1 pseudogene is annotated in these 552 nt (G+C 67.8%); it reads right to left on the minus strand.

What is annotated here, in order from left to right:
• Positions 1 to 115: 115 nt before the first annotated feature.
• A pseudogene (thiG, locus tag HHU12_RS34700) lies at positions 116 to 552 on the minus strand (thiazole synthase); the annotation flags it as partial.

Consider the following 552-nt stretch of genomic DNA (forward strand, 5'->3'; position numbering starts at 1 on the left):
TCGCGGGTGAGCTGTTTGGCCGCCAGCGCCCGTTCGACGTCGGCGGCGGTTTTGCTGTTGATGCGCAGGCGGATATCGTCCCACTCCAGCTGCCGCCAGCGATCGCTAAAGGTTTTCATGCCAGCGCCTCCAGGAATCCGGTGAGCGGGCTGGTGGCCTGCGCCTGCGTACTGCGTGCCCCCGGTCCGGCCTGACGCGCCAGTAATCCGGCATCGATCGCCATACGGAAGGCGCGGGCCATGGCCACGGGGTCGTCGGCGACGGCAATGGCGGTATTGACCAGCACCGCGTCCGCGCCCATCTCCAGCGCCTGCGCCGCATGGCTCGGGACGCCGATCCCGGCGTCGACCACCACCGGGACCGTCGCCTGCTCGATAATAATCTCCAGCATGGCTTTGGTTTCCAGCCCCTGATTGGAGCCGATCGGCGCACCCAGCGGCATCACCGCCGCGCAGCCCACCTCTTCCAGTCGTTTACACAGCACCGGATCGGCGCCGCAGTAGGGCAGCACCACGAACCCTTCGCGGACCAGCAGCTCCGCCGCTTTCAGGG

The sequence above is a fragment of the Flammeovirga aprica JL-4 genome (assembly GCF_012844305.1).
Taxonomy (GTDB): domain Bacteria; phylum Bacteroidota; class Bacteroidia; order Cytophagales; family Flammeovirgaceae; genus Flammeovirga; species Flammeovirga aprica.